The sequence below is a fragment of the Ferdinandcohnia sp. GQ5 genome, from assembly GCF_059759275.1.
On sequence record NZ_JCAXEW010000017.1, the window covers coordinates 74,283 to 96,767 of the forward strand.

A 22,485-nucleotide genomic window follows, 5' to 3' on the forward strand; every position below is an offset into this window, starting at 1 on the left:
TAAATCTGGCGCCTAATGACTTAGTAATTTGATTTGTAATTCTTAGGTATCCATTCATTACCACTGCTTTTTTCGAATTCTATTATCTATAATGGAAGGAGAAAAGGTGGTGTTTTTTTGTGAAAATTTTTATCGCTCTTATCGCTATCATAGTAGTTTTCTACTTTCTTAGAAAAGCTAATAAAAATACGTATAAAGTGATTGTTAACAAAATTTCTGTAAACCCAGAACCACAATATGTGAACTCAACACAAGTCAATGTTCTCCACCTATCAGACCTGCATCTTGAAAATCTATCGATTACTCCGGATGAATTATACCGACAAGTGAAACATGAAAAAATCGATATAATAGCCATAACTGGTGATTTCTTGGATCGCCAACGCAGTATTCCAAAACTGGTTCCATATCTAGATATACTAAATAAGATTGCACCGAAACATGGTATTTATGTTGTGTTTGGGAATCACGATTATTTTTTACGAAAGAAAAACTTTGAAAAACTTAAACGGATGTTGGAAGAACATGGGGTGAGAACATTTCAAAATGAAAATGAGTCACTCATGATTCATGGACATCGTCTGAATTTAATTGGAATTGATGATTTCAGCTCGAAACGAAGTAATCTACTAGAGTCTTATTCAGCCTTAAAAGCGGGCTATAATCTTGTATTAACCCACGATCCAAACCTTGTTTTGCAGATGAAGGGGTATCATTTTGATTATCTTTTATCAGGTCATTTTCATGGTGGACAAATTTGTTACCCGAAGCCTTATCATTTGGTGAAAATGGGGAAACTTGTTAGAATGAAGATGATAAAAGGATTCCATACACATGATGGAAAACCATTTTACATTAACGAGGGATTGGGCCAAACAGGACTAAATATTCGCGTTCGAAGCAATCCTGAAATTACCATTCACACGCTAACGCTGGGAGCAAAAGAAGCAGCGGAAAAACACGCAATATAAGCGAAGACGTCCAAATAGACGTCTTTTTTCATCATCTATTGAATGAATTGTCCAAACTTTTATGAAGATTGAAATTATTACACTGAATAGAAGATATTTCAACGAAACATGAATCCTTACAGGTTTTTTTACGTATGCTATAATACTAAACTTGTAGACAACAGTCTGGAAAGAAATGTGGTGAGCAAGTTGAATAATTCGTTATTAGCCATTATTATCACTAGTTTATTATTAAGTGGTTGTTCAGGTGGAATAGCTGCAACAGCAACAGGTACAGCCACCGGTGATCATGATACAGGTCTAACTCCAAAGAGTGAAATCCCAGATGATTTTATCCCAAGAGAACTTCGTATTGCATCAATTGGCGATTCATTAACTAAGGGTGTCGGCGATGAAACGAATCAGGGGGGCTATACTTCGCTGTTGGAGGAAAAGCTTCTTAATGAAAAAGATGTAAAATCAGTTACTCTGGAGAATTTTGGTGTGAAAGGTCATAAAACAACTGACCTTCTAAATCGACTGCAAAATGAGGAAGTTCAAGAAGGAATTGCGGATGCTGACATCATTATCATTACAATAGGTGGAAATGATATAATGAAAATTGTGAAAGAGAACCTTTTTGATTTATCATTATATGTGTTTGAGAAAGAACAGGCTAAATATGAGGTTCGTTTACAAAAAGTCCTCGAAAATATTAGAAGCCATAATAGTGAAGCCGAAATCGTACTGGTTGGGCTGTACAATCCGTTTGGTTGGTTTATTGACCTTTCTACGGAAATTAATACAATTGTAGACAATTGGAACGAAGGTAGTGAAAGAGTTCTTTCAACATTTGACCATACTAAATTTGTAGTCGTAGACGATGTTTTCAGTCAAACGAGTGATAATCTCTTATCAGAAGATGAGTTTCATCCGAACGCAAAAGGGTATAAAATAATAAGTGAAAGGATTTTTGAAGCAATCATAAATGAGTGATTACCTTCGTAAAGGGGGTCTTTGATGAATGTAAAAAATAAATGGAAGTTTCTTTTTCTCACACTGTTAGCTCTTAATCTCGTGTGTGTGCTTATCTTTCTCGGGTTGCTTTTTGCACCGAATAAAGAAGTGTCCCCGAAGGAAAAGGTCATTTCCACGAATCATGTAAATCTGTCAGTCGAAACGAATAAAGAGGACTTAACGAGAGTAATCAATAATTTTTTGAAAAAAGAGGCAAAAGATAACCCCCTAAATTATAAGGTTTTGTTAACGGAACGGGTGATGCTCCTTGGAACGATTACTGTTTTCGGGAAAGAAATAGATATGGTTATGACATTTAAGCCTGAGGTAATTGAAAATGGAGATTTACTATTACAACAGGAGGCCTTTACAGTTGGTCAAGTGAGTTTACCTGTTTCATTTGTACTTAGGTATATTAACGACTATTATAATCTTCCAGAGTGGGTTCAAATTGATTCAAAAAAACAAGATATCTATGTCTATTTGTCCGAAATGAAAATGAAAAGCGATATGAAGGTGTCAGTTGAAACCTTTAATCTAAGCAAGGACGAGTTACGGTTCAAGTTGCAAGTTCCAATAGACTAGTAAGCAAACCAATGATTGGTTTGCTTTTTTTATTGAAATATTTTAACCATAGAATTAGTACAATCCCAACCATCATATCTATTTAAGGAAAGGTGAAGAAGGGAGGGTGGGGGATGGCCGATCCAATTGTTACAAGGTCATTAGATGAGATACGTTTTTGGTCTAGGATAATGAAGGAGCACGCTTTGTTTTTGAGTTTGGGTTTTACGTATGAACAACAACAATTAATTAATGAAGCAAAGAATTTTATTACGGTGTTTGAGAGAATTGAGGAAAAGCTAGCTCGGTTTTCGGTTCATTCGGAATTAAGTCAAGTACAAGCGTTTAATAATGAAGTGTATCAAGCTGCTGCTTCTATATGGGCTTATAAAAGAAAGGTATTAGGGTTAACTTTACGTTGTGAGATTAGAACAAACAATTACCCTTTGTTAGTTGATCATATTAGCAGGGAAGCAGCCTATTTTGCTAATCGGTTAAAAGAACTTAATCAAGGAATTCTTGCGCCAAAACCAGAAGCTATTATTCAGGAAAATGTGTTTTTCCTTCGAATTATGGCTGATCATGCAAAATTTATCGGACATTTGTTAGACCCTTCGGAACGAAAGCTTGTTGACCAAGCTAGGGAGTTCAGCCATGATTTCGATCAATTGTTATTTCAAGCAATTGACTTAGATTCAATGCGACCACAGTCGGAAACAAAACCAATTTTAACTCAGTTTTTAGATCAAAATAGAGTATCAGTTGCCTCATTAAGAGATTTTAAGAAAACTGCGAGGGAGCTAATTGAGGCCTGTCGCATAAAAAGTAATATTCATCCTCTGTTAGCTGATCACACCTTTAGAGAAGCTGAAAGATTTTTAGAAATAATTGATTTATTTGAGTCGAGTTTACTAAAGAAATAAATAACGTTGTAACAGTAAGAGCAAATCGATGTTGATTTGCTCTTATTTTTACTTAATTAAAGGAATGGAGCATTTTTTTGTGGAAGAAGTATGGATATAATAATCGTAAGAGAGGTATTTTTATGGAAATGCAGTCGGAAAAATGGTTCAAAACTGTAGTTGAAAGTGCTGGTTATAAAATCACTGGGCCAATTGTAAAGGTTAAAGAGTCTGATTTTTGTTTGATTGTACGAATCCCAACGAATAATGGAGATCTTTATTTGAAAGAAAATGGGTTCGCCACCAAACATGAAGCAGCATTGTCTAAGTATTTAGATGGGACATTAAAAGGTAAGACTGCTCGTATAGTAGCATCAAATGAATCAGAGGGTTGGTTCCTTATGAAGGATCTAAAAGGGCAACCCCTTCGGAAGCTAAAGGAAAAAGTTCTTTGGCAGCGAGCAATACAAGAATATGCAGAATTACAGATTATCCAAACGAATAATGTGGAAAGCCTTCTTGCACTGGGTGTACCCGACCGAAGGATTCCAATACTAAAACAAGAAATTGAGCAGTATTTACTAGACATGTGTCGAACAGGACTCTCAGAGGAAGAAACGAAAAAAGTCATGTCTCTCCAACCTGAATTTTTCGAGATGTGTGATTATTTGGGGGCGATAGTACCTGCTTCAATAGAGCATGGGGACCTTCATTCAAATAATATAAGACTAGTTAATGAGAACATCGCGTTTTTTGACTGGGGCGATACATCTGTTTCCCATCCATTTTTTAGTACTCGTATCTTCTGGCATGCGCTTGATGCTTTGATCAAGGTAGAATCCGATTGGCTTAAAGTTGTTGAAGAATTTCGTCCATTCTATTTAGAGCCTTGGACAAAATTTGCACCTATGAAGGAATTAGACAGAGCGTTACGGATATCTGATGAATTGGCATGTGTACAGCGTGCACTCAGTTGGCATTTATATTTGACACCTTATAGCAAGAATAAAGTTGAATTTGCAGCTAGGCCAGCACAATGGTTACGGCTATTGATGGAGCATCGTACATTGGTTGGGAAGTGAACCGTATTAAGTATATATTATGGAATTCTATCGTGTAATTAATATCCTCCAGAAAGGTGAGCTGTTATATGATCTCTGAAATAACATCAAAAATGCGAATTAATAGGTCGGCAAATGAGGTGTTTGAAGCATTAGTAGATCCAGAAAAAATCGGAAACTATTGGTTTTCATCTGGGTCAAGCCGATTAGAAGAAGGAAAGAAAATTACATGGATTTATCAGGAATATAATGCCGAATTAACCATTAAAGTAGTAGAGGTAGAACAAGATAAAAGGATTGTGTACAAATGGGGGGAAGGTGAGCAGCAAACGACAGTAACTTTTTACTTGCGAAAAGAGCAAAATGGAAGCGTTGTGCTAGAGGTAACAGAATCAGGTTTTAACACCAAAGACCCTGAAATTGTGAATATTTTGTTAGGTCAAAAAGAGGGATGGATGTATATGCTTTCTTGTTTAAAGGGATATTTGGAAAATGGTATCTCTACGCTGAGGGGTTCTTTAATTCATTAGGATTTTAAATGTGTGTTATGCTAGTATAATGGTATACATATTTTATTGGGGGTAATAAGATGGCTCTTCCACACTTTGAGGAGAACTTAAAAAAGTATGCGAAGCTTTTAGTAGCTAACGGACTTAATGTGCAAAAAGGTGATTGGGTTAAGATGACAATCACGGTAGATCAGGCTCCACTTGCTCGCCTTGTGACAAAAGAGGCATACGCATTAGGGGCCGAGAAGGTTATTGTAAAATGGTCTGACGATGAAATTACAAAAGAACATTATCTGCACCAGCCTGAAGAAGTGTTAACTGATATTCCTGAATATGAAATTCAAGAATCAGATGATCATGTTCTTAACCACAAGGTGTGTCGACTTTCAATCGTTTCAAGTGACCCTGGCTTTTTAAGTGGGGTTGATTCTGCTAAAATTTCTGCCTATCAAAACAAAGCTGCAAAGGCTTTCAAAGTACAACGGGTTGCGACCCAAAACAATGATTTAAAATGGACAGTTGCAGCTGCTGCTGGAGCAGGGTGGGCGGCTAAAGTATTCCCAGACCTCTCAACAACTGAGGAGCAGGTTGATGCACTATGGGATCAAATTTTCAAAACATGCCGAGTGTATGAGGAAGACCCTGTTGCTGCATGGGATGAACATACAAAAATCTTAAATGAAAAAGCAGCTAAATTAAATGAAATCCAATTTGATGCATTACACTATCGGGCACCAGGTACTGATTTAAAACTAGGTTTACCAAAGAATCATATTTGGGAAAGTGCTAGAAGTTATAATCCGAAAGAAGAAGAATTTATCGCAAATATGCCAACTGAAGAGGTGTATACGGCACCAGATACACGTCGTATGGATGGTGTAGTTCGAAGCACGAAACCATTAAGCTATGCAGGCACATTAATTGAAGGCATTGAGGTTCATTTTAAAGATGGTAAAATTGTTGACATCTCAGCGGAAACGGGAGATGAAATTATGAAGAAGCTCGTATTTGATAATGAGGGTGGAACAGGTCTAGGAGAGGTAGCATTAGTACCAGACCCATCACCAATTTCTCAGTCAGGTATTACATTCTTTAATACATTATTTGATGAAAATGCGTCAAATCACCTTGCAATCGGTGCAGCGTACCCTACAAATCTACAGGGTGGCACGAAAATGAATGAAGAAGAACTAAAAGAAAATGGCCTAAACGTGTCAACTGTGCATGTCGATTTTATGATTGGTTCAAGTGATATGGATATAGACGGCATTAAACAAGATGGTACAGTCGTTCCAATTTTCAGAAAAGGTGATTGGACTATATAAAAATGAAACGAGGTCCAGGAGAAAGCGAATAAAGCATTTTCTCTTGGGCTTATTTTATTTGGCGTGAATTTATTGGTGTTTGCCGATTTCTTCTTCAACTAAGGCATCTAATCGCTCAATCATTTTCTTCGCTTTATCCTCATCAATCTCACGATAGTGGTGAAGGCCACCCTCTTCTTCATCAAGTTCGTCCGCAAGCTTTGTGATGGCTTGGATTGGCGTACGCTTGATGAAACCTTCTTCGATATAGGAGTCCGTGTGGAATAGTATCGCATAAGCAATTTCCTTGGCATACTTAGGATTTTCACCTAATCGAATCAATAATTTATGAGCTCGTTCTGCCCCTTTAATGGCATGAATATCATTTTCCTTGTACATGCTATAATCCCATTTACCATTCTTATACCAAGTATAATGTCCCATATCATGCAGTAAAGCTGCCTTTGTAGCAAGATCGACAGAAACATTTTGCTGCTTGGCCATTTTGAATGCGTGGTAAGCACAAGCAATAGCGTGAGCCTTCCCAGAACGAGACAAGTATTTTTGCGCGATTCTGTGATTATAAATTTCCGTTAACGTAACATATCTCAATTTTAAGGCCTCCCAAAAAAGATAAATTTTTTGAATCTTATCATGGTTGAAAGATATTAGCAAGAGAGAAACATCGAATTTTAAAGGAAATGAGTGGAAGAACAAAGCGAACGTGTTAAAATGGTTGTATTACTTGAGCGTGGTGATTTGTTTGTTTTTAAGAAGTGTAAAATTATTAGCAGAAAAAATACAAAATAAGCGGGAATATCCTTTTTCGATACCCAGTCTTAGAGGTTTCGAACAACTTGATTTCTATGAACCTGTTACGTTTTTTGTAGGGGAAAATGGGTCAGGAAAGTCCACTTTGCTAGAAGCAATTGCCCACCAGTGCGGGTTTAATAGCGGTGGAGGGGGAAGAAACAATTCCTACAATTTTGAAGAGGCGTCCCCAGCATTAAGCGAGTATATTCGACTCTCATGGATGCCAAAAATCAATCAGGGCTTCTTTTTACGGGCAGAAAGTTTTTTCCACTTTGCCTCGTATTTGGATCAATTGGCCGAGGAGGATCCTACTTTTAACTATGAGGGATATGGGGGAAGGTCGTTGCATGAACAATCCCATGGGGAGTCGTTTTTGTCGTTATTTTTAAATCGGTTTGGTGATCAAAGTATTTATCTTTTGGATGAACCTGAGGCGGCATTATCTCCAGCGCGGCAGCTTGCCTTTTTACGTGTGATACATGACCTAGCTAAAGGTGGAAATGCACAATTCATCATTGCAACCCATTCACCTATATTACTTGGATATCCGGGGGCTCAGATTTATAATTTTGATGCTTCACCGATTGAGCAGATCGATTATGAAGAAACTGAGCATTATCAGATTACAATGGGGTTTTTGAATCGGAGAGAACGGTATTTGGATGAGTTGTTTAGAGACGATGAGGAGGAATAGGTGAATGCAGCCTTGCATTGGTTTGTTTGTTCTTAAATAGATAATGCAAATATGGGTATTCGTACCTCGGGTTACAAAGCTTTCGGGGTTTGGGGGTAAGATTAGGTGGTAATCGTCCCCTGGGTTAAAATGATTTCGGAGACTGAGGGTATGATTAGGCGGTAATCGTACCCTGGGTTACAATGTTTTCGGGGACTGAGGGTATGATTAGGCTGTAATCCTACCCGGTTTAAAAGGTTTCCGAGACTGAAGGTATGTTTAAGCATTAATCATACTTTCGTCATCTAGATTGGTAGATTGTTAAAACAATAGTCTCAGCCTATTCTTTTATGAATTAAAAAGACTACCAAACTGGTAGTCTAAAACAAACTAATAACTGCTCCGCCAATTGCACCTGTCACCACTACAATCCAAGGTGGCAGTTTCCAATAGACAAGCATGCTGAACAAAATGGCTGCGAATGCAAAATCGATTGGTGCAAAAACAGTACTGGTCCAAATCGGGTGATAGAAAGCAGAAGTCAATATTCCAACCACTGCTGCGTTAACACCCATTAATGCTCCTCTAATTTTAGGGTTGCGGCGTACTGAATCCCAGAACGGTAGTGTTCCTAAGATGAGTAGAAAAGCTGGTAGAAAAATAGCCACCGTTGCAAGTAGTCCTCCTTGCCATCCATTGATCACAGCACCTAGATAGGCAGCAAATGTAAAGAGTGGTCCAGGAACAGCTTGTGCAGCACCATACCCAGCTAGAAATGCTTCTTCACTTAACCAACCTGTTGGGACAAATTCACGTTCTAAGAGCGGTAATACAACATGTCCGCCACCGAAAACTAGGGAACCTGAGCGGTAAAAGCTATCAAACATTGCAATCCATTCCAAGGAAGTAACTTCTCTTAGAATCGGTAAAAGAAGGAGCAAACCGAAAAACAATGTCAAACAGAAAACTGCGAATTTCCGAGAGATGGGGAACTGTAAATTGGTAGTCTCGTTATCTGTTTGATTTTTAAATAAAATAAATCCGAAAATGGCTGCAATGAGAATAACGCCTACCTGTGTAAAGGCCGTTTGCCATAGTAAAGTTCCAACTAATGCAAAGAGTGCAAGTGATTTTCTTTTTAAATCTGGGGTAAGTTTTTGTGCCATTCCAAGAATTGCATGTGCCACAACAGCTACGGCCACTAATTTTAATCCATGTATCCAGCCAACAGTTCCGATATTGAAACCTTGTAGGATTACCGCAAAAAGTATGAGTGCAATGACAGACGGAAGAGTGAATCCCAGGAATGATACGATTCCACCAAGTACTCCTGCACGCATAACACCAATCCCAATACCGACTTGGCTACTAGCGGGACCAGGTAAAAACTGACACAAAGCAACTAGGTCTGCATAGGTTTTTTCATCCATCCATTTTCGGCGACGGATATATTCTTCGTGAAAATAACCTAAGTGTGCAACATGTCCCCCAAAAGATGTCAAACCGAGTCTTGTAGATACAAAAAGAATTTCGAGTAAATTTTTCATGATTTCCCCCTTCACCTAGTCCTTAATTTCTCTGAAGAGCTCATAAGCTTTGTTCCGAGCTTCGATAAGAACGGAATTTCCTTTATCTGTTGTGGTATAATACTTTCTAATTTTTCCTTCTACATTTTTTTCTTCTTTTTCTAATAGACCATCTGACTCCATGCTGTGGAGGATTGGATAAAGTGTTCCAGAACTTATCACATATCCATGCTCTCTTAGTTCTTCGAGCATCCATGCTCCAAAAATAGGGTGTTCTTTTGCATGGTGTAAAATATGAATCTGGATAAACCCTAGAAAAAGCTTTCTCACTATTTTATCTTCCACTATAGTAACCACCAATCATATTAATATAGAAAACCAATATCGGAAAACGATATCGAAATTATAGCATGCAAACAAAGATACCTAAAGTCTATAATGAAAATTTACAAAAACTTAACAATCTGAAACCTTTTTACTAGCCTATACGTATAAAAATAAACGAAAGGATGTGGGGGATATGAGTAAATATTCAATTGCGGAATTTATAAAAAACACGGAACAAGAAGATAAAGGGGAAGGGTTGTTTGAGTTAGAAACTCCCAGAATGCTTGAAGTAAATTTGAATGGCATGATTTGGGCAAAAGCGGGGTCGATGGTTGCTTATAATGGAAAAATTAAGTATGAACGAGAAGGAATCCTTGAACATGGACTTGGAAGTATGTTTAAGAAAGCGTTAACAGGCGAAGGGGCTTCGTTAATGAAAGCCAATGGGCAAGGGAAACTTTACTTGGCTGACGGCGGGAAAAAAATTATTATCCTGCAGCTTCAGAACGAATCAATATATGTAAATGGGAATGATCTTCTTGCCTTTGAACCATCCTTGAAGCATGAAATAAAGCTTATGAAGCGGGTAGCGGGTATGATGGCTGGTGGATTGTTCAATGTTCGCTGTGAGGGGAGTGGAATGCTTGCGATTACGACTCATTATGAGCCACTCACATTGCGGGTAACGCCAGGAAAACCAGTGATTACAGATCCGAATGCAACAGTTGCATGGTCTGGAAATCTTCGCCCTGAGTTCCAAACGGATATTTCGTTTAAAACATTTGTAGGTCGTGGAAGTGGTGAATCGATTCAAATGAGATTTGAGGGAGATGGCTTTGTCATTGTACAGCCGTATGAAGAGGTTTATATGCAGCAAGCGAATAGCTGATATTGGAAAAGAAGCATAAGGGATTATACTTACGCTTCTTTTTTTGCATTCATATTTTTATTATGGTCTCCATAGGACATCAACGAGTTCACGTTTGAAAAGGTTTGTGTCGATGTTACAACTTTCAGAGTCTAAACCGTATTGCCAGCCCCATGCAAGTGAACCTTCTGGAGCATTCGGATTATATTTTGGTGCTTTGGTTTCTGCTGTTATTCCGACACTAGGTGCAGCTGTCCAAATATAGTTCTGTTCAAGGATGGCGCCGTTGCTTTTTCCGGCCTCTTGATAGGCTTTAAACAAAGCTTGTTCTGGGTCAAATACGCCATAGATTCCAGATTTATACGAAGAGCCATCGATTGTTTCAAACCATCCTTTAATAAACTCTGAATCAACTGGGTAGGTTGGTTCAATATCTGCAAAAATAGCAACTCCTTCTGGGATACTGATATCACCAGCTAGTTTAATTGCTTCCTTTGCATGCGCGACCCCATTGTCATAACCTGTTGCCTCATTAAAATGATTATAGATTGGTAAGATAAAATCGCCTTCAGCATGGATAATCTCCACCTGCTCAGCTGTCAGTCCTACTGAGATTCCTTCGCGCTCGCCAAGATAACGACCAAATACAACTGGATCACCAAAATTCTCTTTTACACATGCATAAAAATCCTTTGTCGTTTCACTTGCTGAATCAATTCCCCAAACAAATTCTGGGAGTTCATCGCTAGGCTTTGCTTTATCATTGTTGTTTTGTTTTTCATTGTTCTGTTTTTCTTCTTCTTTTTGTTTATCTTCTTCATTTTGCTTATCTTTTTCACTTTGTTTTTCTGAATCTGTTTGCTTAGCAGGTTCATTATTATTTTCTTGATTTTGTTGTTCCTGGTTATTGGCTGGTGGTTCTTTCTTACCTGTATTGGAAGGAGGGGGAGTTGTCGGTGCTTCGGACGTTGGATTTGATGTTGCGGGTTTTGTGTTGTCTTCGGTTATATAGAAAAACACCGCACAGCTTAATAGGAATCCGATAATTACGGATAGTAGGATATTAAAAATTTTCTCTGTCATGTTATCACCTCACCTTAGATACCCTTTATATATATGTAAGGTGACAGTGTGCGGTGTGGGCTTGGAATTCTGAAGTTTAAACCGAGATTTCCGATACGGAATTTTTATACGTAGCACGGTGAAGTTGCATCATATACCTCAGACATAGAAAAACTTCAACCACTATTAGCGTTAAAATGAGCCAAATACCAAAAGAAAGGACAAAATGCCGGATATGCAAAATAATGGCGATATCTGTTTGAAGACGGAATGTAAATGTATCAAACATGGCAAAGGTAAAAATCCGACTCCACTGGGTGACATCGTAAGTAAAAATTCCTTTTTTAATTCCAAAATCCTTAAGTCTTAAATAAAGTCGGATGATCTCAATTGTCTCAACAATTAAATAAAGAGCAAAGACGATAATCCAGACCGTGACGATGATAGTAGGATCAACATTTCCGGATATAATGCAGGCAATTCCAGATATGGACAAGGCCCCGTGGAGAATACAGTTTGTGTTATTCCAGTCATCCTTGATGGACCAGTATTTTCGAATGTATCTTTTACCGATAAAATATATCCCAACACAATAAAAAAGGAAACCAATCATTAGCAAGGTTGTGTTCAAGTAGGTTGGTACATCAGGATATATGGTGTTTATTAAAAGGATTAATGATTGTGTACTAACTGTGGTTAGTAGTAGAATACCGTGAACCTTATGATAGGAATTGGTTTTGTGGATTTCGAAAAAGGCTACTATCGAGATAATTATATAAAATAGCCAGAAACCAAAATTCACAAGTGAGACGAGCATCGCTGGAATAAACCAATCGTTATAAATGTAAAGTAAAATCCCGCAAATGGAGGAAGCGGCTACCCAGGTTCCAATCCCAAATCGATTGATGGGATTTTTGATATGGAGTTCAATAAATTTTCCATTCCATATGGTCAATCCTAAAGAAAAAAGAAATGACAGCCATAGTGTAATGTTGATCATCACAATAATTTCACTATAAACATTAAAGCCTGTCGTGAAATAGTTGGATAAAACCCCTCGAGTCATAATTCCAATCGCCATTACAACGGCTAATGTTGAAGTTTTAACGAAAAGATTTGTGTACTTAATATAGATAATTCCAATTAAAATGAGCAGTACCCATAACAAAAACAATATGATCACCTTTTAAATCTAATTAATTACTAATCTATTTTATCATGTTATGCCTGAATGTGAAAAATCCGTTCAACGGATGAACGGATTTATGTATGTTATTAGATTCCAGTTTTAATGCCAAAGCCGACAAGGATTAAACCGGTTGATTTTTGGAATGCTTTGTTGAATTTCGGATTGTTGAACCACTTTTTTGCGTAATCAAGAATTGATACGAGGAGTAAAAACCAGACAATGGCAAGGATGGACATAATAAGGCCCATTATAATTAATTGTTGATTTATGTTCTCCTTCAAATCAATAAACTGGGGCATGATTGTGATATATACGAGAACGGTCTTTGGATTAAGTATGTTACTAAGTAACCCTTGCAAAAATGATTCTTTATGATGCTTTTTTGTAGGTGTAACCTGATTCTTTGCTTGTTCTTGAAGTTCATTCAATGACAAGGAGCTTTTTGTGAAGAAGCTTTTGATTCCTAAATAGATTAAGAAGGCAGCACCTGCATATTTAATAAAACTAAACAGAAACACGGACTTTGCAATTACAACGGATAACCCAAGAACGGCAATAAGTGTCCAAAAAGCGAGTCCCATCGACGTTCCAAGTAAAGTGTAGCGACCAGCTTTCGGACCGTATGTAAGTGTGTTTTTGATGATTAACATCGTGTCCACTCCAGGAATTATAACCATCATAGCTGCAATTGGTAAATAGGCAATTAGGTTATCCATTTTCTGTAGACCTCCATATTTGTTTTAGTGACTACTACAGTAACTACTTAAAGTTATTGTAGCAGAAATGATTGGAATGCATCAATACTTTTTGTTAGTATATTAGTTACAAAGGTAGCGACTAATTTGGAGGAAGTAAATGGATAATATTTTTGATACCTTAAAAAATTTACATTTTACGGAGTATGAGGCGAAGGCATATTTAAGCTTATTGGAAGAATCTCCATTAACAGGCTATGCGGTTGCAAAAAATTCTGGTGTACCTCGTTCGAAAATTTATGAGGTATTGGACAATTTGGTCATGCGTGGCGATATATTGGTCAGTCCAGGTAATACACCACAATATACGCCGGTTCCTGCCAAAGAACTGATCCGTAACCGTCGTACGAAGGCAGAGGAAAATTTTGATAAGGCAGAGAAGTTTTTTGAGAACTTTGAGCGTTCGGTTCATGATCGTGAAAATATTTGGAATATCACAGGAGATACAGAAATTCTTGATAAAGTACGGACATGTATTGAAGCAGCTAACAAACGAATTTTGTTAGAAGTATGGAAAGAGGAGTATGAGGTATTAGCAGATGATTTAAGAGCGGCTGCTAAAAAAGGTGTCAATGTTACGATTATAGCGTACGGAGAGGTTGAATCAGACTTTGCCAATGTGTATTTACATGATATGAGCCTGGATATTACGGAAGAATATGGCGGTAGATGGCTCGTATACAGTGGTGATGATTCAGAGGTCGTAGCTGGAATCGTGTCTTTAGGTAAAGATAGTCGCGCAGCTTGGACGATGCATGTTGGACTAGTCATGCCAATAACAGAGGTTATCATTCATGATTTATATTTGATGGAACTGTTAAACAAGCACCGTGATATCTTAGAAGAAAGCTTCGGCAAAAACCTAATTAGCCTCCGTCACAAATTTTCAATCCACCCGGATTTCAAAAAACATTATGTGAAGTAAAATGGGTATGGAGCGTTGGTCTTGAATCAGCGCTTTTTTTGTGTAAAAAGAATGTGTTTATCGTATGGCAGGTATTATGGACAAAACGGGAAAATGTTAAAGCGAAAATGCCTGATAAGGTAGGGTTTGGATGCAACTGGAAGAGTCCGTGGTATAAAGATGAAATATGGTATGGGTTTTGTATTAAAATGGAAGATGTCATAGCATAAGGTTTAGATATGGAGTGGGTTTTGTATAAACTTGGAAAAAGCAATAGCTTAAGAATGAAATATGGTGTGGTTTTTGTATAAATTTGGAAGAGCTCATTTCATAAGGTTTAGATATGGTATGGGTTTTGTATGAAAATGGAAGATGCCATAGCATAAGGATGAAATATGGTATGGCTTTTGTATAAAACTGGAAAAGGTCATGCATAAGAATGAAATATGATATGGGTTATGTATGAATCTGGAAAAAGTCACTGCATAGAGAAGAAATATGATGTGACTTTTGTATATATTTAGAAGATGTCATAGCATAAGGACCAAATAGGGATTTGTTTTGGATAAAATAGGAAGAGATCAAGGGGGATCTTCCTTTGGGGACCAAAATCAGCCCCCGCGGTTAGCTAATTACTCATCTTTTTTATCCCTTACTGAGGAGATTCCGTGAATGGTGTTTTTGATGAGGTCTTCAGAGATCATGGTTGCACCTGTGACAAGGATAGCCTGCACAACGGATTGAATAATGAAGCCATAGTAAAGAAGGCAGGCGATGGTGGCGAATCCTAATTGAATCCATCTGTGTGTCCACCGTAGTATGAAAGGAGTATCTTTAAGGATGAGCCCAATGAAATACAGTACAGGTATTAAAATAAACGCATCTTGCCGAATATAAAATTTAAAATTTAGATCCATTTTTTCACCTTCAACATATCAAATCCTTTTAGGATAAATTATTCCAAATAGAAGGTATTGGTTAGTGTGAAAAGGATATTTAAAAATTATAGAGAATTATTTGACTATAACCCTATCAATATAGTATTACTAAATAGAAGGATGATCGAAAGCGATTACTAAATTATAATTACAGACATCCTGTCCTTCTCATATTCAGAATGATTTATTTTCAATGCAAGTAAATATGTTTTGAAATTGGAGGAAGTAAATATGTCGAATATTCCATCTATCCTAAACTCCTTAAGGTTACCTGTTATCGGTTCACCAATGTTTATCATTAGTAATCCAAAGCTTGTGATTGAACAGTGTAAGGCAGGGATTGTAGGGTCGATGCCTGCACTTAACGCTAGACCCGCCTCACAACTCGATGAATGGTTGGCTGAGATAACAGAGACGCTGGCTGATTACAATGCGAAAAACCCTGACCGCCCAGCAGCTCCATTTGCTATTAATCAAATCGTACATAGGTCAAACGATCGGCTTGAACATGACATGGAGCTATGTGTGAAATACAGGGTACCTATTATTATCACCTCACTAGGGGCTCGTGAAGAGGTGAATGTAGCAGCTCATAGCTATGGAGGAATCGTTTTACATGACATCATTAATAATAAATTTGCACATAAGGCAATTGATAAAGGGGCGGATGGCCTAATTGCCGTGGCTTCAGGTGCAGGAGGTCATGCAGGAAGCAAGAGTCCATTTGCGTTAGTTCAGGAAATCCGTGAGTGGTTTGATGGTCCCTTAGCTTTAGCAGGGTCCATTGCATCCGGGAAGTCGATATTAGCAGCTCAAGCTATGGGAGCAGATTTTGCCTATATTGGTTCACCATTTATTGCAACACATGAGGCACGAGCAGCAGAAGACTATAAGCAAGCTATCGTTGATTGCAATTCGGATGACGTTGTGTATAGTAATTTATTTACGGGAGTTCATGGAAACTATCTTGCGCCATCCATTCGTGCAGCAGGCTTAGATCCTGAAAATCTTCCTGAAAGCGACCCATCAACTATGAATTTTGGTGGTGATGGGAAATCAAAAGCTTGGAAAGATATTTGGGGAAGTGGTCAAGGCATTGGAGTGATTAATGAAGTAACAAGTGCAGGAAACTATATTGAAAAACTCCATCAGGAATATATTGAGGCAAGGGAAAACTTATTGAAGACAAGTCAAATCTTTGCCTAGTGAGATAAATGAATTCGTGTGCTTATTCCTAAGTTGATTTTTTTATCGGAGTAAGCACTTTTTTTCATGTTTGTTGGAGGGGAGGAGGAATTACAGTGGACATAGCTCAGCATAACAGAAATGCTTGGGATAAGAAGGTAGAAGAGGGGGCTAGATATACTCGATCGGTGAGTAGTGATGTAATCGAAAAGAGTAAAACTGGTGAGTGGGAAATCATTGTTACAACTGAAAGATCTGTCCCAAGGCACTGGTTTCCGAAATCATTAGATGGATTGAAAATACTCTGCTTAGCGTCTGGTGGGGGACAACAAGGGCCAATCTTAGCTGCGGCTGGGGCAGACGTGACTGTTTTTGATCTATCAAAAAAACAATTAGAGCAAGATGCAAAGGTAGCAGAACGTGAAGGATTAACGTTAAAAACAGTACAAGGTGACATGTCTGACCTTAGTGAATTTGAAGATGAGTACTTTGATCTGATTGTTCATCCTGTTTCTAATTTATTTGTTAAAGATGTGCGTCCCGTCTGGAATGAAGCATCTAGAGTATTAAAAACCAATGGTATTTTGATTGCTGGGTTTACAAATCCCTTACTCTGGATTTTTGATGAAAATCAAGAAAATAATGGGATTCTAGATGTAAAACATCCTATACCATCTTCGACCCTGGATTATTTACCAGAGGATGAAGTGCAAGATTATATCAATTCACATCAAACAATCGAATTCGCCCATACGCTGGAAGATCAAATCCAGGGACAAATTGATGCAGGGTTTGTAATATCAGGTTTTTTTGAAGATGATTTTGGAGGAAAAAGAATAGTAGATAAATATATTAAAACATTTGTTGCTACCCGAGCTATAAAGATGAAATAAACGCTCAGGGACTTCTGAGCGTTTGTTTATACGAACTATTTTATTTCTTAGCTAGTACCCCTCGTTTCACTACATGTTTTCGTTGGTCCCCATTCAAATAGGCAGTGGCGAGTGCAACTAAGAGCAATATTCCTGTTACCGTGAAAAGCATTTGTGTAGGAAATAGTCCACCTAATACTCCTCCGATAAGTGGGCCAATCATACCTCCAATTTGATTTGCAGTTTGACTTAGGCTGAAAGCTCTTCCGCGGAAATCTTCTGGCGTAATCTTGACGATGAGCCCATTTAAAGCAGGGAAGATTGCGCAGAAGAATACTCCATAGGTAAAACGAATAATTGAGAAGCCCCAGATTTGGGTAAAGACAATCTGCGCTAATGTACCGATTCCAGCCCCCAACAGCCCAATGAATAAAATCCTATGGAAACCCACTTTATCCGCCCATTTTCCCCATACAGGTGCAAACAATGCACTCGCAAGACCTGGTAATGCTATTACAAAACCTGTCAGTAATGTTGTATAGCTTGTGTGGCTTGCAATATCAGCGATGTATAGTGGTAGAATTGGGTCAATAATCATGGTAGAGCAACTGACCATTAAAGTCAGAATTAAAACAAGGAAGAATGGGCGATTGTCGATTGCGATTTTAAAATCTTTTATAACCGAACCTTTTTCCTTGTTCGCTTTGAAGTTTTCTTCTTTTACGAAAAAGATAATTAAAATCGTCGCCAATAAGACAACAACTCCTGCGCTTGCAAAGGCCCAGCGATTACCCCATAGTTCAGCTAACCCCCCACCTAACAGTGGTCCAATAATCATCCCGGTTGCAGCTGCAGATGAAATCATGGAGAGCGCATACCCAACATTTTTCGTTGGTGTATTTGTACCGACAAGGGCAATTGAGCCTGGAATAAACCCACTTAGTAAACCTTGCATGATACGTAAACCTAAGATTTGATAAGGATTTGTAACAAATGCCATTAATGTATAAACAAGAAAAAGGGCAAAGCCAGCCCTTACAATCATTGGTTTACGTCCGTACTTGTCTGCAACTCTTCCCCAAAACGGTGTCGCAAATGCACCCGCAAAAAATGCGGCCCCATAGATTAGCCCTGACCATAATTCTGTGTGGTCGTGTACCCCGATTTCTAACAAAAAGATTGGTAAAAACGGGATAACCATCGAAAATCCTGAAGCGGTAAAAAAGACACCAATCCAAAGAACCCATAAATTTCGTTGCCAATTCGGCATGATTTTTTCCATCTCCTAAAAAAGATACTTGTTTTTTTAATAGATTTATAGTACCACAATTGTAGATTATTTTCATTAACGAAACTTTCGGTTTATGAAATATTTTCGAAGCTAAAAAAAATACTCAAAGTCCCTGAGTATTTTTTAGTGAGGAAAATAAATTTGTAGGATGTGTGTTCCGTTTGTTAATTGAAAAAAATCACGAAAATCCGGGAGAATCTCAATTGTTTGATAGTTTATTAATGAAATCGTTTGTTTCACTTCGTTTTCTTTTATGAAAAGCAGTGTATTACCCTCGACACATAAGCTTGAAAAAAAGAATCCATTACGTTCGATTAATTGTCCATCCTCATACCAATTTATAACGACCTGCTGATTGGCGTATTCCATAAGCATATTTAGAACTTCTTTATTTTTTCCAGACGCGAAAAACATAGCCACCACACCCACATTGGTCAATAAATTGATAGGACACACTTGATTCGTACTTGAGATTTATAGCTTCTGCAAGATAGTGAGAGGGGTTACCGAAATTTGCAGGTGTGACAAGATTGACATAGCAGCCACGTTCAGTCTCCTCAATCGCATTTAACCCTTCTTCAATTACTAAAGAAATATTGTGCTCGTAGTCCCCATGCTCTAAATCAATCGACCAATCCTTCGTCATTTTCATCACCTCAACCATATTATAATGCTTGAGAATAAACCTGAAGATGATATGAATCACAGCTCAAAACGTCTAATAAGGTTTGTTTCATTTTTATTAAGATTTTTCAGTATAATTACAAACTGGCCATTAATATTAAAAAGACATTTACAAATCAAAGACAATTGCATAAACACCCTCCTTGCGATGCTATAATACGATAACAATAGTTTGGAGGTTTTATGATGGCACATAAGCGAGAGTATTATTTTGATAACGCAAAGTTCATCTTAATATTCCTTGTTGTCTTTGGGCATTTTATTCAGCCTTTTATTGATGATCATAAAATCATCATGACAATTTACCACTTCGTATATTCGTTTCATATGCCTGCTTTTATATTAGTTTCAGGGTATTTTGCAAAGGGATTTAGGAAGGAAGGATATATTAAAAAGACGGCAAAAAAACTGTTGATTCCCTATTTAATTTTTCAGCTTATCTACACGATTTATTATTACTACCTATATAATGGTGAATCACTTTTATTTGAGCCATTTAATCCACAGTGGTCACTCTGGTTTTTAATTAGTTTATTTTGCTGGAATGTGATGCTGTATGCGTACACGAAACTTCCGATGAAATGGTCGTTGACTATCGCAGTTTTAGTGGGGATAGGTGTAGGATATATTCCCTTTGTGGAAAATTACCTAAGTTTATCTCGGACATTTGTCTTTTTTCCATTATTTTTGTTAGGTTTTTATTGTAAAAGAGAACATTTTTCAGCCTTGAAACGCCCGGCAGTGCAGGTGGGATCAGGAATTTTGCTTTTAGCTATTTTTATCGGCTATTATTTCGTTCCAGAGTTCAACACCGGTTGGTTGCTTGGCTCTAAGTCGTACGAAACGTTATCTCATGTGAATCTTGGCGGACTCATTCGATTAGCAGTCTACTTGGTATCAGTTGTTATGACGTTTGCCTTTTTCTCACTTTTACCGAAAAAACAGTTTTTCTTCACAAGCTGGGGCACACATACATTATATGTTTATTTACTGCACGGTTTTGTCATTAAATATTTCAGAAGTAGCGAATGGCTTGACGTCATTAACGATACCGGAAATATTATCATATTAGTAATTGCTTCACTTGTCTTAACGTTGTTATTATCAACGAAAACAATTAGAGCGATTACTCAACCGTTAATTGAACTTCGAATCTCCATCATCAAGAGGTTCTTTAATTTCAAACAAGAAGGCTACTAATAAAAGGGACGTTTCTCTTGGTCCGGTCAGTACCGTAAAACCAGGAGAAACGTCCCTTTGTGTTTTTACCCTTTGTAATTTTGAGCTCTTTTAATGAAGGATTGTTCATCTTCAATCAGGCCACATACACCGCACTGTACTTTGATTTCTGGTCCACGGTATGGAACATGGAAGGGATCAAGGTTTTCAGTGTATTCCTCCATAACTTCACCACTTTGCGGATCCATTTTTACGGATTTAGGCACTTGTTCAATAATATTAAATCTAGAGCGGTTGGTTTTACAATTAGGACATAAATAAGGACTACTCATTCTTACACCTCCTATTTTTTACTTTTTCCAATTAAGGAAATACTATGAGCGTATTTTTTTGAACAGACAGCAGAAATGATATAATGAAATAAAGTAAAAGGAGAAAGGAAGAGGGTATATGGAAAATACACATGAGAAAGTAGAAAAAGCAACCTTCGCTGGTGGCTGCTTCTGGTGTATGGTTAAGCCGTTTGATACACAGCCAGGAATTATTGAAGTTGTGTCTGGTTATACAGGTGGAACGAAAGAAAACCCTACGTATGAAGAGGTTTGTTCGGATACAACAGGACATTATGAGGCCGTTCAAATTACATTTAATCCAGATATTTTTCCTTATGAGAAAATAATTGAACTCTTTTGGCAACAAATTGATCCAACAGATGCAGGTGGCCAATTTTTCGATCGTGGTGATTCCTACCGCACAGCAATTTTTTACCATACGGACGAACAGAAAAAGATTGCTGAAGAATCAAAACAAAAACTAGCTGAAAGTGGAATCTTCACAAAACCAATCGTAACACCAATCCTTCCTGCAAAGGAATTCTATAGAGCAGAAGAATATCATCAGGATTATTATAAAAAGAAGCCTGAACACTATAATCGATATCGCAAGGGTTCAGGCAGAGACAAATTTATTAGAAAACATTGGTACGCGAAGGAATACGAAGAGGCTAAGAAAAGTCTGACAGAGATGCAGTTCCATGTCACACAAGAACAAGGGACAGAACCTCCGTTCCGAAATGAATACTGGGATAACACAAAAGAAGGCATTTATGTTGATATTGTTTCAGGTAAGCCATTGTTCAGTTCGTTGGATCAATATGATGCTGGCTGCGGCTGGCCAAGCTTTACAAAGGCGATTGATGCGAAAGAAATTGTTGAGGAGCTAGATACTTCTCATGGAATGATCCGTACTGAGGTAAGAAGCAATACAGCTGATTCCCATCTTGGCCATTTATTCTATGACGGACCAGGACCAACTCGTATGCGTTATTGTATAAATTCCGCAGCACTTCGTTTCATTCCAAAGGAAGATCTTGTAAAAGAAGGCTATGGGGAGTACGTGAAACTCTTTAACTAAATCGAGAGAATGCATGTCTATACAGCATGTATGAGAAAATGACTATTTTTATATTTGTTGGTTGACTCTGGTAATCTGCGATGATATGATGAAATAGACCATTTTGTTGCGTTATATAAGTTTAAAGAAAGAAAGAACGATAATTTCATTTTAGAATCAGGCTATTCTTCTGAAGTTATATGTGAATTTGTTTTAGATTTATGTAAGTGTACAATGGTTAATTTTTCAATGCACAAATGGTTTGTGTGTTCATTTTAGGAGGCATATTTCATGCAAAATGGTAAAGTAAAATGGTTTAACAGCGAAAAAGGATTCGGATTCATCGAAGTACAAGGTGGAGACGATGTTTTCGTACACTTCTCAGCAATCCAAGGCGAAGGTTTCAAAACTTTAGAAGAAGGTCAAGAAGTTTCTTTCGAAATCGTTGAAGGTAACCGTGGACCTCAAGCGTCTAACGTAGTTAAATTATAATTTAACCCATAAATAAAAACAGTCCTAC

26 protein-coding genes are annotated in these 22,485 nt (G+C 37.6%); 15 read left to right on the forward strand and 11 right to left on the reverse strand.

The features are described from left to right. Positions 1-119 precede the first annotated feature (119 nt). The 7 genes from AC6CHV_RS19410 to AC6CHV_RS19440 all read left to right on the forward strand — a co-directional run bounded on the left by AC6CHV_RS19410 (position 120) and on the right by AC6CHV_RS19440 (position 6,328). The gene (locus AC6CHV_RS19410) at positions 120-971 is read left to right on the forward strand and encodes a metallophosphoesterase (RefSeq protein WP_498079515.1); all 852 of its coding nucleotides are present in this window, start codon (positions 120-122) and stop codon (positions 969-971) included. Between the two features lie 189 nt (positions 972-1,160). After that, on the forward strand, positions 1,161-1,946 hold the full coding sequence (locus AC6CHV_RS19415) for a GDSL-type esterase/lipase family protein (RefSeq protein ID WP_165918239.1): 786 nt from the start codon (positions 1,161-1,163) through the stop codon (positions 1,944-1,946). A gap of 24 nt (positions 1,947-1,970) precedes the next feature. Then, the gene (locus tag AC6CHV_RS19420; protein ID WP_440272924.1) at positions 1,971-2,552 is read left to right on the forward strand and encodes a YpmS family protein; all 582 of its coding nucleotides are present in this window, start codon (positions 1,971-1,973) and stop codon (positions 2,550-2,552) included. 113 nt (positions 2,553-2,665) lie between these two features. Further along, entirely contained in the window at positions 2,666-3,454 is a 789-nt protein-coding gene (locus tag AC6CHV_RS19425) for a DUF2935 domain-containing protein (protein ID WP_440272925.1), read from the forward strand. A 122-nt stretch (positions 3,455-3,576) separates the two neighbouring features. Beyond that, the gene (locus tag AC6CHV_RS19430) at positions 3,577-4,515 is read left to right on the forward strand and encodes a phosphotransferase (protein WP_440272926.1); all 939 of its coding nucleotides are present in this window, start codon (positions 3,577-3,579) and stop codon (positions 4,513-4,515) included. A 68-nt stretch (positions 4,516-4,583) separates the two neighbouring features. Further along, the gene (locus AC6CHV_RS19435; RefSeq protein WP_440272927.1) at positions 4,584-5,024 is read left to right on the forward strand and encodes an SRPBCC family protein; all 441 of its coding nucleotides are present in this window, start codon (positions 4,584-4,586) and stop codon (positions 5,022-5,024) included. A gap of 59 nt (positions 5,025-5,083) precedes the next feature. Continuing rightward, positions 5,084-6,328, forward strand: a complete 1,245-nt coding sequence (locus AC6CHV_RS19440; RefSeq protein WP_440272928.1) for an aminopeptidase — start codon at positions 5,084-5,086, stop codon at positions 6,326-6,328. 69 nt (positions 6,329-6,397) lie between these two features. On the opposite strand, the gene AC6CHV_RS19445 is transcribed toward AC6CHV_RS19440, so the two are convergent. Further along, a complete protein-coding gene (locus AC6CHV_RS19445) occupies positions 6,398-6,919 on the reverse strand; it encodes an HD domain-containing protein (protein ID WP_341331133.1) in 522 nt (173 codons plus the stop codon). Positions 6,920-7,070: 151 nt separating this feature from the next. Here AC6CHV_RS19445 and AC6CHV_RS19450 point away from each other — a divergent pair, with 151 nt between their 5' ends. Continuing rightward, positions 7,071-7,814, forward strand: a complete 744-nt coding sequence (locus AC6CHV_RS19450; protein WP_440272951.1) for an AAA family ATPase — start codon at positions 7,071-7,073, stop codon at positions 7,812-7,814. A gap of 359 nt (positions 7,815-8,173) precedes the next feature. Here the strand turns inward: AC6CHV_RS19450 and AC6CHV_RS19455 are convergent, their stop codons facing one another. Beyond that, complete coding sequence (locus AC6CHV_RS19455) at positions 8,174-9,340, reverse strand: chromate efflux transporter (RefSeq protein WP_498079516.1); 1,167 nt, start codon at positions 9,338-9,340, stop codon at positions 8,174-8,176. 15 nt (positions 9,341-9,355) lie between these two features. Then, on the reverse strand, positions 9,356-9,664 hold the full coding sequence (locus AC6CHV_RS19460; protein WP_341331136.1) for a PadR family transcriptional regulator: 309 nt from the start codon (positions 9,662-9,664) through the stop codon (positions 9,356-9,358). A gap of 175 nt (positions 9,665-9,839) precedes the next feature. On the opposite strand from AC6CHV_RS19460, the gene AC6CHV_RS19465 reads away from it, so the two are divergent. After that, on the forward strand, positions 9,840-10,535 hold the full coding sequence (locus AC6CHV_RS19465; RefSeq protein ID WP_440272930.1) for an AIM24 family protein: 696 nt from the start codon (positions 9,840-9,842) through the stop codon (positions 10,533-10,535). 60 nt (positions 10,536-10,595) lie between these two features. Here the strand turns inward: AC6CHV_RS19465 and AC6CHV_RS19470 are convergent, their stop codons facing one another. The 3 genes from AC6CHV_RS19470 to AC6CHV_RS19480 all read right to left on the reverse strand — a co-directional run bounded on the left by AC6CHV_RS19470 (position 10,596) and on the right by AC6CHV_RS19480 (position 13,481). Further along, positions 10,596-11,597 carry a glycoside hydrolase domain-containing protein gene (locus AC6CHV_RS19470; protein ID WP_440272931.1) on the reverse strand — a complete coding sequence of 334 codons (1,002 nt, stop codon included), beginning with the start codon at positions 11,595-11,597 and terminating at the stop codon, positions 10,596-10,598. Positions 11,598-11,673: 76 nt separating this feature from the next. Beyond that, on the reverse strand, positions 11,674-12,750 hold the full coding sequence (locus AC6CHV_RS19475; RefSeq protein ID WP_498079517.1) for a TDT family transporter: 1,077 nt from the start codon (positions 12,748-12,750) through the stop codon (positions 11,674-11,676). A gap of 101 nt (positions 12,751-12,851) precedes the next feature. Further along, entirely contained in the window at positions 12,852-13,481 is a 630-nt protein-coding gene (locus AC6CHV_RS19480) for a homoserine/threonine efflux transporter (protein ID WP_121448285.1), read from the reverse strand. Positions 13,482-13,620: 139 nt separating this feature from the next. Between AC6CHV_RS19480 and AC6CHV_RS19485 the strand changes: the two genes are divergently transcribed. Continuing rightward, positions 13,621-14,445 (forward strand): TrmB family transcriptional regulator, encoded by an 825-nt coding sequence (locus AC6CHV_RS19485; protein WP_440272933.1) that lies wholly within the window; start codon positions 13,621-13,623, stop codon positions 14,443-14,445. Between the two features lie 611 nt (positions 14,446-15,056). On the opposite strand, the gene AC6CHV_RS19490 is transcribed toward AC6CHV_RS19485, so the two are convergent. After that, entirely contained in the window at positions 15,057-15,341 is a 285-nt protein-coding gene (locus tag AC6CHV_RS19490) for a phage holin family protein (RefSeq protein ID WP_440272934.1), read from the reverse strand. Between the two features lie 252 nt (positions 15,342-15,593). On the opposite strand from AC6CHV_RS19490, the gene AC6CHV_RS19495 reads away from it, so the two are divergent. Further along, the gene (locus AC6CHV_RS19495) at positions 15,594-16,568 is read left to right on the forward strand and encodes an NAD(P)H-dependent flavin oxidoreductase (RefSeq protein ID WP_440272935.1); all 975 of its coding nucleotides are present in this window, start codon (positions 15,594-15,596) and stop codon (positions 16,566-16,568) included. A gap of 95 nt (positions 16,569-16,663) precedes the next feature. Further along, entirely contained in the window at positions 16,664-17,440 is a 777-nt protein-coding gene (locus tag AC6CHV_RS19500; protein WP_440272936.1) for a class I SAM-dependent methyltransferase, read from the forward strand. 40 nt (positions 17,441-17,480) lie between these two features. On the opposite strand, the gene AC6CHV_RS19505 is transcribed toward AC6CHV_RS19500, so the two are convergent. The 3 genes from AC6CHV_RS19505 to AC6CHV_RS19515 all read right to left on the reverse strand — a co-directional run bounded on the left by AC6CHV_RS19505 (position 17,481) and on the right by AC6CHV_RS19515 (position 19,356). Further along, positions 17,481-18,689 (reverse strand): MFS transporter, encoded by a 1,209-nt coding sequence (locus AC6CHV_RS19505; RefSeq protein WP_341331143.1) that lies wholly within the window; start codon positions 18,687-18,689, stop codon positions 17,481-17,483. A gap of 144 nt (positions 18,690-18,833) precedes the next feature. Further along, positions 18,834-19,124 carry a hypothetical protein gene (locus tag AC6CHV_RS19510; RefSeq protein ID WP_341331144.1) on the reverse strand — a complete coding sequence of 97 codons (291 nt, stop codon included), beginning with the start codon at positions 19,122-19,124 and terminating at the stop codon, positions 18,834-18,836. Then, positions 19,099-19,356, reverse strand: coding sequence for a CGCGG family putative rSAM-modified RiPP protein (locus tag AC6CHV_RS19515; protein ID WP_440272937.1), 258 nt, complete (start codon positions 19,354-19,356; stop codon positions 19,099-19,101). The genes AC6CHV_RS19510 and AC6CHV_RS19515 overlap by 26 nt, the downstream gene beginning before the upstream one ends. A gap of 224 nt (positions 19,357-19,580) precedes the next feature. Here AC6CHV_RS19515 and AC6CHV_RS19520 point away from each other — a divergent pair, with 224 nt between their 5' ends. Then, a complete protein-coding gene (locus AC6CHV_RS19520) occupies positions 19,581-20,594 on the forward strand; it encodes an acyltransferase family protein (RefSeq protein WP_440272938.1) in 1,014 nt (337 codons plus the stop codon). Between the two features lie 65 nt (positions 20,595-20,659). Here the strand turns inward: AC6CHV_RS19520 and AC6CHV_RS19525 are convergent, their stop codons facing one another. Beyond that, on the reverse strand, positions 20,660-20,905 hold the full coding sequence (locus AC6CHV_RS19525; protein WP_121448294.1) for a DNA alkylation repair protein: 246 nt from the start codon (positions 20,903-20,905) through the stop codon (positions 20,660-20,662). Positions 20,906-21,023: 118 nt separating this feature from the next. On the opposite strand from AC6CHV_RS19525, the gene msrA reads away from it, so the two are divergent. Both msrA and cspD read left to right on the forward strand, forming a co-directional pair. Further along, positions 21,024-21,986, forward strand: a complete 963-nt coding sequence (msrA, locus tag AC6CHV_RS19530; protein ID WP_440272939.1) for a peptide-methionine (S)-S-oxide reductase MsrA — start codon at positions 21,024-21,026, stop codon at positions 21,984-21,986. A 270-nt stretch (positions 21,987-22,256) separates the two neighbouring features. Continuing rightward, positions 22,257-22,457, forward strand: coding sequence for a cold-shock protein CspD (gene cspD, locus AC6CHV_RS19535; RefSeq protein ID WP_010283803.1), 201 nt, complete (start codon positions 22,257-22,259; stop codon positions 22,455-22,457). Positions 22,458-22,485 lie beyond the last annotated feature (28 nt).

What these genes read in the sequence shown, in the direction of transcription:
- AC6CHV_RS19420 (WP_440272924.1), top strand. Translation starts at nt 1,971, where the DNA reads ATGAATGTAAAAAATAAATGGAAGTTTCTTTTTCTCACACTGTTAGCT.
- AC6CHV_RS19425 (WP_440272925.1), top strand. Translation starts at nt 2,666, where the DNA reads ATGGCCGATCCAATTGTTACAAGGTCATTAGATGAGATACGTTTTTGG.
- AC6CHV_RS19430 (WP_440272926.1), top strand. Translation starts at nt 3,577, where the DNA reads ATGGAAATGCAGTCGGAAAAATGGTTCAAAACTGTAGTTGAAAGTGCT.
- AC6CHV_RS19435 (WP_440272927.1), top strand. Translation starts at nt 4,584, where the DNA reads ATGATCTCTGAAATAACATCAAAAATGCGAATTAATAGGTCGGCAAAT.
- AC6CHV_RS19440 (WP_440272928.1), top strand. Translation starts at nt 5,084, where the DNA reads ATGGCTCTTCCACACTTTGAGGAGAACTTAAAAAAGTATGCGAAGCTT.
- AC6CHV_RS19455 (WP_498079516.1), bottom strand. Translation starts at nt 9,340, where the DNA reads ATGAAAAATTTACTCGAAATTCTTTTTGTATCTACAAGACTCGGTTTG.
- AC6CHV_RS19465 (WP_440272930.1), top strand. Translation starts at nt 9,840, where the DNA reads ATGAGTAAATATTCAATTGCGGAATTTATAAAAAACACGGAACAAGAA.
- AC6CHV_RS19470 (WP_440272931.1), bottom strand. Translation starts at nt 11,597, where the DNA reads ATGACAGAGAAAATTTTTAATATCCTACTATCCGTAATTATCGGATTC.
- AC6CHV_RS19480 (WP_121448285.1), bottom strand. Translation starts at nt 13,481, where the DNA reads ATGGATAACCTAATTGCCTATTTACCAATTGCAGCTATGATGGTTATA.
- AC6CHV_RS19485 (WP_440272933.1), top strand. Translation starts at nt 13,621, where the DNA reads ATGGATAATATTTTTGATACCTTAAAAAATTTACATTTTACGGAGTAT.
- AC6CHV_RS19490 (WP_440272934.1), bottom strand. Translation starts at nt 15,341, where the DNA reads ATGGATCTAAATTTTAAATTTTATATTCGGCAAGATGCGTTTATTTTA.
- AC6CHV_RS19495 (WP_440272935.1), top strand. Translation starts at nt 15,594, where the DNA reads ATGTCGAATATTCCATCTATCCTAAACTCCTTAAGGTTACCTGTTATC.
- AC6CHV_RS19505 (WP_341331143.1), bottom strand. Translation starts at nt 18,689, where the DNA reads ATGCCGAATTGGCAACGAAATTTATGGGTTCTTTGGATTGGTGTCTTT.
- AC6CHV_RS19510 (WP_341331144.1), bottom strand. Translation starts at nt 19,124, where the DNA reads ATGTTTTTCGCGTCTGGAAAAAATAAAGAAGTTCTAAATATGCTTATG.
- AC6CHV_RS19515 (WP_440272937.1), bottom strand. Translation starts at nt 19,356, where the DNA reads ATGACGAAGGATTGGTCGATTGATTTAGAGCATGGGGACTACGAGCAC.
- AC6CHV_RS19520 (WP_440272938.1), top strand. Translation starts at nt 19,581, where the DNA reads ATGGCACATAAGCGAGAGTATTATTTTGATAACGCAAAGTTCATCTTA.
- AC6CHV_RS19525 (WP_121448294.1), bottom strand. Translation starts at nt 20,905, where the DNA reads ATGAGTAGTCCTTATTTATGTCCTAATTGTAAAACCAACCGCTCTAGA.
- msrA (WP_440272939.1), top strand. Translation starts at nt 21,024, where the DNA reads ATGGAAAATACACATGAGAAAGTAGAAAAAGCAACCTTCGCTGGTGGC.
- cspD (WP_010283803.1), top strand. Translation starts at nt 22,257, where the DNA reads ATGCAAAATGGTAAAGTAAAATGGTTTAACAGCGAAAAAGGATTCGGA.